Genomic DNA, 232 nt, shown 5'->3' with positions numbered 1-232 from the left:
CATCATTCTTAAAAGAAAAAATATTTAAAAATCATATTCTTGCAATTATTGAAGAATTAAAACATGAAAAATTAACATCACAAGAATATAAAAATGTTGAATACGCAATCAATTCTGATATCTTTAAAAATGGAATTTTTGATTTTTTTCTAAACCCTAATGATTATAAGATAAATATCAGAGATTTATCAGTTGTATTGAATATGGCAATCTATGGTCATTCAGATAATAC

General features: G+C 22.0%; 1 protein-coding gene. It reads left to right on the top strand.

Annotation, left to right across the window (positions count from 1 at the left end):
- A partial coding sequence (locus SB725_RS34140; protein ID WP_410923817.1) for a hypothetical protein occupies positions 1-232 on the top strand: 232 nt, incomplete at both ends.

The organism is Pseudomonas sp. SIMBA_041, assembly GCF_046535095.1.
Taxonomy (GTDB): domain Bacteria; phylum Pseudomonadota; class Gammaproteobacteria; order Pseudomonadales; family Pseudomonadaceae; genus Aquipseudomonas; species Aquipseudomonas mucoides.
This window is presented reverse-complemented; position numbering and strand designations above follow the sequence as displayed.